Here is a 7,480-nt window from a genome sequence, read left to right as displayed (position 1 = left end):
GCGGGATCAACCTCAAGGCCTTCGATCTCACCCTCGCCTTCGGGGAGTCCCGCGGCGTGATGCGCAACGTCGCGGGCGGACCGCCCGAGGACTACGGGCTCAGCGCCATCCCCACCGCCGACGGCGGCCTGCTGCTCGGGTTCGAGGTGGACGCCCGCACCGCGACGCAGGCGCAGGTCGATCACCGGCTCGCCGCGGTGCTGCGGCTCGCGGAATCCCTCACGGCCCCGGAGCGTCCCGCGGTGGGGCAGGTGCCGCTGCTCGACGAGGCGGCCGCCGCGGTCCTGCTCGCCGCGTGGCACACGCCCGGCGACGGTCCGCTCCAGTCGGTTCCGGACGCGCTCGCCGCGCTCGCCTCCGCACGCCCGGACGCGACGGCCCTCGTCGCCGGGGAGGCCCGCCTCACGGCCGGCGAGCTCGGCGCCCGCGTGCACCGCCTCGCCCGGTTGCTGCGACGGCACGGCGTGGGGGCGGACGACGTGGTGGCCCTGGCACTTCCACGATCGACCGATCTGGTGGTCGCGATCCTCGCCGTCCTCGACGCCGGCGCCGCGTACACGGCGCTGGATCCGGCCTACCCCGAGGCCCGGCTCCGCGGCCTGGTCGACGACGTGCGGCCACGCGTCGTGCTCACGGTCGCCGCATACGCCGCCGAGGCCTGGGTCGGCGACGATCCCTTGGTGATCGACGCCGCGGAGACCGTCACGTCCCTCGCCGCCCTGAACCCCGATCCCCTATCGCCGGAGGAGCTCTCGGCCCCGCGGCATCCCGAGCACCTCGCCTACGTCATCCACACCTCCGGATCGACGGGGAAGCCCAAGGGCGTGCTGGGCCGCGCGGGCGGACTCGCGAGCCTGCTGCGGCACCACCGGAGAACGCTGCAGCCGCGCGCCTCCCGGGCCGGGTACCTGCGCACCGCGCACACCTACTCGTTCTCCTTCGACGCCTCACTCGACCAGCTCCTGTGGCTGCTCGACGGTCACGAACTGCACCTCTACGACACGGCGCTGAGCCGGGACGCCGAGGCTCTCGCGGCCGCGTACGCGCAGGACCGGATCGACGTCGTCGACACCACGCCGTCCATGGTGCAGCCGCTCATCGACGCCGGGCTCCTCACCTCCGCGCACCCGCCCGCCCTGCTCCTCCTCGGCGGGGAGGCGACGCCCGCGTCGCTGTGGCGCACGGTGGCCGAGAGCGGCGTCCCCACGCTGAACCTGTACGGCCCCACCGAGGCCGCGGTGGACGCCACGGCGGGCGTCGTCACCGGCGCGGCGCCGACGATCGGCAGGGCCGTGACCGGCACCACCGCGATGGTCCTCGATGGGGCCCTCGCACCCGTCCCCGAGGGCGAGACCGGCGAGCTGTACCTCGCGGGGCCGCACCTGGCTCGCGGCTACCTCGGCCTCCCCGGCGTCACCGCCGAGCGGTTCGTGGCGAACCCGTACGGGGAACCCGGATCCCGGATGTACCGCACGGGCGACCGGGTGCGCTGGGTCGGAGGCGCCGTCGGCGGGTTCGAGTACCTCGGTCGCACCGACGATCAGGTGAAGATCCGCGGCTACCGGATCGAGCTGGGCGAGGCCGAGGCCGCCCTCGCCACCGCGCCCGGGGTCTCCGCCGCCGCGGCCGTCGTCCGCACGGACGGCGGGCGGGCCCGGCTCGTCGGCTACGTGACCGGCGCCGTGACGGGCGGCGAGGTGCGCGCCCACCTCGCCGACCGGCTTCCCGAGCACATGGTGCCCGGCGCGGTCGTCGTGCTCGACGAACTCCCCGTGACCATCAACGGGAAGCTCGATCGCGCGGCCCTTCCCGCCCCGCAGCTGAGCAGCGCGGGACGGGGACCGCGCACCGAGCCCGAGCGGATCATGGTGCGGGTCGTGGCCGAGGCCTTCGGCCTCGGCCGGGTGTCGATCGACGACGACTTCTTCTCCATCGGCGGAGACAGCATCTCTGCGATCACGGTGTGCAGCGCGCTGCGCGCCGAGGGCCTCGAAGTACGTCCGCGGGACTTCCTGTCCGGCAAGACCTTCGCCGCCCTCGCCGGCGGCGCCGAAGCGGTGGCCGCGATCGCGTTCGAGGACCGCCCGGTCGGCGCCGTACCGCCGCCACCGGTCGCCCGCGCCCTGCTCGACGCGGCACCGGATCTCGACACCGTCGCGGGATACGCGCAGTGGACGGCGCTGCGCGTGCCGTCCGGCCTCGACGAGGACCGGCTCTCCGCCGCGTTCGACGCCGCGCTGCGCGCGCACGACGCGCTCCGCCTCCGCGTCTCGGACGACGGTGCGCTCACCGTTCCCCCGGCCGAGGAGCACACGGCCGGAGGGGTTCTCGGCGTACGGTCCGGCGAGGCCCCGGACCCCCGCGCCGACGCCGAGCGGCTCGCCGGGGAGCTCGACCCGCGCAACGGCCGGATGATCCTGGCCGAGCTCGTCCGCACGCCCGGCAGCGGGGAGGACCGGCTCGTGATCGTCGCGCACCACCTCGTCGTCGACGGGGTCTCCTGGCGGATCCTGCTGCCCGACCTCGAATCCGCCTATCGCGGTGACCCCGTGGCCCGCGCGGCGACGAGCTGGCGCAGCCATGCCCTGGCCCTGGCGGACTCGCCACCACGCGAAGCGGAGGCGGCACTGTGGTATGCCGCGGAGGCGGACGCCGTGCGGCTCGGAGACCGGCTGCTCGACACGCGGATCGACACCGTCGCCACTGCACGGGTGTCGCACACCGAGACCCCCGCGGAGTCCGCGCGGCTCCTCGACGACCTCGCCGCGGCGTTCCGAGCGGGCACGGACGACGTGCTCCTCGCCGCCGTGGCCCTGACCCTCGCCGCCCACGCCGGCGGGACCGGTGCCGTCCCCGCCGCCGCATCGATCACCCTCGAGGGCCATGGGCGCGAAGCGCTCTCCCCGGGCGCGGATCTCGCCCGCACCGTGGGATGGTTCACCGCCGAGTTCCCGCTCCGGCTCCCCCTCGAGGCCGTACGGGCGCCCGCCGAGCTGGCCGACGCCCTGCGCGGCGGCCCGGCCGCCGGACGCTTGCTGCGCGCCGTCAAGGAGGCCAAGCGGGCCGTCCCCGATGGCGGCATCGGCTACGGCCTACGCCCGCGCCCCGAGGCCGCACCGGACATCGTGTTCAACTACCTCGGCCGCTTCGCCGAGACCCGCGACGGGGCATGGCGCCTCCCGGACCGGGAGCCGTTCGGACTCATCGACCCGCCCGGCAAGACGCTCGAACAGGTTGTGGCGCTCAACTGCTTCCGCGTGGGCCAGGGGCTGCGCATCGAGTGGACGGCGGCGTCGGAGATCCTCGGCGACGACGATGTGCTCCGCCTCCAGGCGCACTGGACGCGGGCCGTCGACGCGCTCGCGGCGCACGCGCGGTCGCTGGACGGCCGGAGGGGCGGGCTCACCCCGTCGGACGTACCCCTCGTCGACCTCTCTCAGGCCGAACTCGACGTGCTGCAGGCCGGCCGCGGGGTGGCCGACCTGCTGCCCGCCACCCCTCTCCAGGTGGGGCTCGCCTATCAGTCGATGGTGGCCCGGGACGACGATGACGGCGCGTACGTCGTGCAGGCGGCGACCCACCTCCGGGGCACCGTCGATCCCGACCGGATGCGGCGAGCCGCAGGAGAACTGCTCCGCCGGACGCCCGCGCTCCGCGCGTACCTCGCGGCGGTCGAGGGCGATCTCGGCGACGACGTGATCCAGGTGATCCCGACCGCCGAGGAGGGCGCCGAACCGGAGTTCCGCGCGCTGGATCTCACGGCGGCCGCGGATCCCGCGGAGGCCTTCGCCCGCGCCGCTGCCGAGGACAGGGGCCGGGGATTCGATCCCATGACGCCGCCGTTGATCCGGTTCCTGTTGTGCCGCACCGGTGAAAGCACGCATCGCCTCGCGATCACCAACCACCACAGCCTGCTCGACGGCTGGTCCATGCCGATCGTGGGACGCACCCTGCTCGCGCTGTACGCCGAACTCGGCGGAGGACCCGCTGCACCCGTTCCGGAGCCGCTCGGTGAGTACTTCCGCTGGGCCGCCGCGCAGGACCGGGAGGCCTCGCTCGACGCGTGGCGCACGGAGCTCGACGGGATCGACGCGGGCACCCACCTGGCGCCCACCCGGCCGGCCGGGCCCGCGCGGGCGCAGGAGCGGGTGTACGTGGACTTCGGCGCCGAGTTCACCCGGCGGGTGGAGGATTTCGCCCGGTCCCGGGGCGCGACCCTGACCGGTGTGCTGCACGCCGCGTGGGGCGTGCTGCTCGGCCGCCTCACCGATCGCCGGGACGTCACGTTCGGCTGCCCCGTGTCCGGTCGTCCCGTGGAGGTGGACCGGGTCGGCGGCATGGTGGGCCAGCTCGGGAACACGATCGTGGTGCGCGTGCGCTTCACGCCCGCGACCAGGGCCGCGGATCTCGTGGCGGACGTGCACCGCCGCGCGCTGGCCGTGGCCGACCACCACCACGTGGGCCTCGCGGAGATCACCCGGCAGGCGGCGGTGGGCGACCTGTTCGACACCATGGTCGTCACCGAGAACTTCCCGATGTCGGACCGGCACGTCGAGTCGATCACCACCGACCTCGACCTCACCGGCGTCGACATCGCCGACGCCACCCACTATCCGCTCACCCTGATCGTGCTGCCGGGCGAGGACCTGCGCATCGGATTCGGTTACCGCCCGGAACTCCTCGACGAGGCGACGGTCCGCGATTACGGCCGATGGCTGTTGCGGCTGCTCGAGTCGATGATCGAGGCGCCGGACCTCCCTGTGGGCCGGCTGCGGCACCTGCCCCGCGCGGACGAGGAGGGCGTGCTCGCGCTGGGCCGCGTACCGTCGACCCACCGTCGCAACCCGGTGCTCGACGAGTTCGCGCTGTGGGCGCGGCGCACCCCGGACCGGGAGGCTCTGGTGTGCCGGGACCGGTCCCTGACCTACGCCGAACTCGACGGCGCGGCGAACGGGCTGGCGCGCGACCTGATCCGGCGCGGCACGGCGCCGCAGGACGTGGTGGCGGTGTTCGCCGAGCGCGACGTGGAGATGACCATCGCGCTGCTGGGCGTTCTCAAGGCCGGGGCCGTGTACCTGCCCCTCGACCCCACATATCCCGCGGACCGGTTGCGGTACATGCTCTCCGACGCCGACCCCGGCGTGGTGATCACCAGCGGAACGGCACGCGAGCTGCTGCCGGACGGCGTGGTGTCGGAGCCGCTGCACCTGCGGTACGAGCCGGGCGCGACCGACCCCGGCGATCCCGCGGAGGCCCGCGGGCGCCTCACCCCCGATGCGCTCGCCTACGTGATCTACACCTCGGGCACCACGGGCCGGCCCAAGGGCGTCGCGGTATCGCACCGCGGCCTGCCCGATCTGATCTCCCTCCAGGAGGAGGTCGTGGGGATGCGGCCCGGCGAGCGGTACCTGCAGTTCGCCTCCACCGGATTCGACGTGGCGGTCTGGCAGATGCTGGGTCCGTTGCTGTCCGGCGGCACCTCGGTCATCGCACCGGACGAGGTGCGCCTCCCCGGCGACGAGCTGCTGGACTACGTTGCACGGCACCGGGTCACGGGCCTCAACCTGCTACCGTCGTTCCTCGCGGCGATGCCCGACGACCGCACCGTGCCCGACGACGTGTTCTTCGTGGTGGGCGCCGAGCGGCTCGACCCCGCCCTGGCGCGCCGCTGGGGCGAGGGACGCCGAGCACTGTTCAACGCGTACGGCCCCACCGAGGTCACGGTCAACGCCGTGACGTGGCGCTACGATCCGTCCGATCCCGGGCCGTTGCCGATCGGCCGGCCCGACCCCGACGTGCACGCGTACGTCCTCGACGACGGGCTGCTCCCGGTGGGAGTCGGCGCGGTCGGCGAGCTGTACCTCGCCGGTACCTCGGTGGCACGCGGCTACCTGAACCGGCCGGACCTCACCGCGGCCGCGTTCGTCGCGGATCCGTTCGGGCCCGCCGGTTCCCGCATGTACCGCACCGGTGACCGGGTGATGTGGCGCGAGGACGGCAACCTCGTGTTCCTCGGCCGCGCGGACCACCAGGTGAAGATCCGCGGCCTGCGGGTGGAGCTGGGCGAGATCGAGACGGTCCTGGCGCAACAGGATTCGGTCCGCGCCGCGGCGGTGCTGGTCCGCGAGGACCGGCCCGGCGAGCGCCGGCTGGTGGCCTACCTGGTCCCGTCCGACGGCGCCGAACCGGACGTGGACGCGGTCCGGGCCGCTGCGGCCGAGCGACTCCCGGATCACATGGTGCCGGTGGCGTACGTGCTTCTCGACCGGTTCCCCTTGGCGCCCACCGGAAAGCTGGACCGCGAGGCGCTCCCGGCGCCCGCGGTCGCGAACACCGGAGCGGACCGCGCACCGTCGGGCGAGGCGGAGGAGGCCGTGCTGCGGATCGTCCGCGAGGTCCTGGCCTCCGACGAGGTGCGCCTGGGCGACGATTTCACCGCACTGGGCGGCGATTCGCTGATGTCGCTGCAGGTGGTGTCGCGGGCCCGGCGCCGGGGCTGGACCCTGAGCCCCCGGGACGTCGTGGACGGGCGCACCGTGGAGGGCATCGCCGCCCGCGCCGAGCGCGCGGAAGTTCAGCTCTCGCGCCGCAGTGATTTCGAGGACTTCCTCGCCGTCCTCGACCTCCGCCGCACCGGCGACCCCGCGGTGTTCCGCGGTCGGCACCCGGACAAAGTGGGCGTGCACACCTTCGGCGGGCAGATCCTCGCGCAGGCGATCGTGGCGTCGGGGCGCACCGTGGACGGGCTTCCGCTGCACGCCGCACACACCCACTTCGTCGAACTGGGCTCGGTGGGTGAGGATCTCACCTACCGCGTGCTCGCCCTGCGGGACGTGCCGACGGCGGCGAACCGTCAGGTCACCGTCGAACAGGACGGCCGGGTGATCGCCGTCATGACGCTGGCGTACCAGGCGGACGGGCGGGACCCGCTCACGCATGCCGATCCGGCCCCCGGCGCGGCAGACCCCGAAGGGCTGCCGCGGATCCAGGAGGGCTTCGTGGGACGCGAGCGGGAGTTGGCGTCGCTCGTGGAGGCCTCCCATCCGATCGACATCCGGTTCGCCTCCGATCCGGCGTGGGTGCGCCGGGACGGCGGCGGAGACCGCGCGGCCGGGAACCGGGTGTGGATGCGCGCCGACGGTGCACTCCCCGACGATCAGGTGCTGCACGACGCGGCGCTGGCGTGGGCGTCGGACATCACGGTGCAGGACCCGATCGTGATGCGGCACGGGCTGTCATGGGGGTACGACCCGGTGGCGGCGGCGTCGCTGAACCAGTCGCTGTGGTTCCACCGGCCGGTGCGGTTCGATGCGTTCCACCTGTTCGCCACCGCCTCACCGGTGGCGCGCGGCGGGCGTGGGCTGTCCACCGGCCACTTCTACGACCGGGCGGGCGAGCTCGTGGCCACGGTGACCCAGGAGGCGACGGTGCAGGTGACCGAGCGCGGGTGACGCGGCGCTGACGCCGCGACCCGGATAGG

At 74.3% G+C, this 7,480-nt stretch carries 1 protein-coding gene; it reads left to right on the top strand.

The window, feature by feature from the left end; translation table 11 throughout:
- Positions 1 to 59: 59 nt before the first annotated feature.
- A complete protein-coding gene (locus BN39_RS09160; RefSeq protein ID WP_237741679.1) occupies positions 60 to 7,451 on the top strand; it encodes a non-ribosomal peptide synthetase in 7,392 nt (2,463 codons plus the stop codon).
- Positions 7,452 to 7,480: the final 29 nt, after the last annotated feature.

It is taken from the genome of Tsukamurella sp. 1534 (assembly GCF_000312385.1).
Classification (GTDB): Bacteria; Actinomycetota; Actinomycetes; order Mycobacteriales; family Mycobacteriaceae; genus Tsukamurella.
The sequence above is the reverse complement of the archived record's forward strand: the minus strand, read 5'-3'. Positions and strand labels throughout refer to the sequence as shown.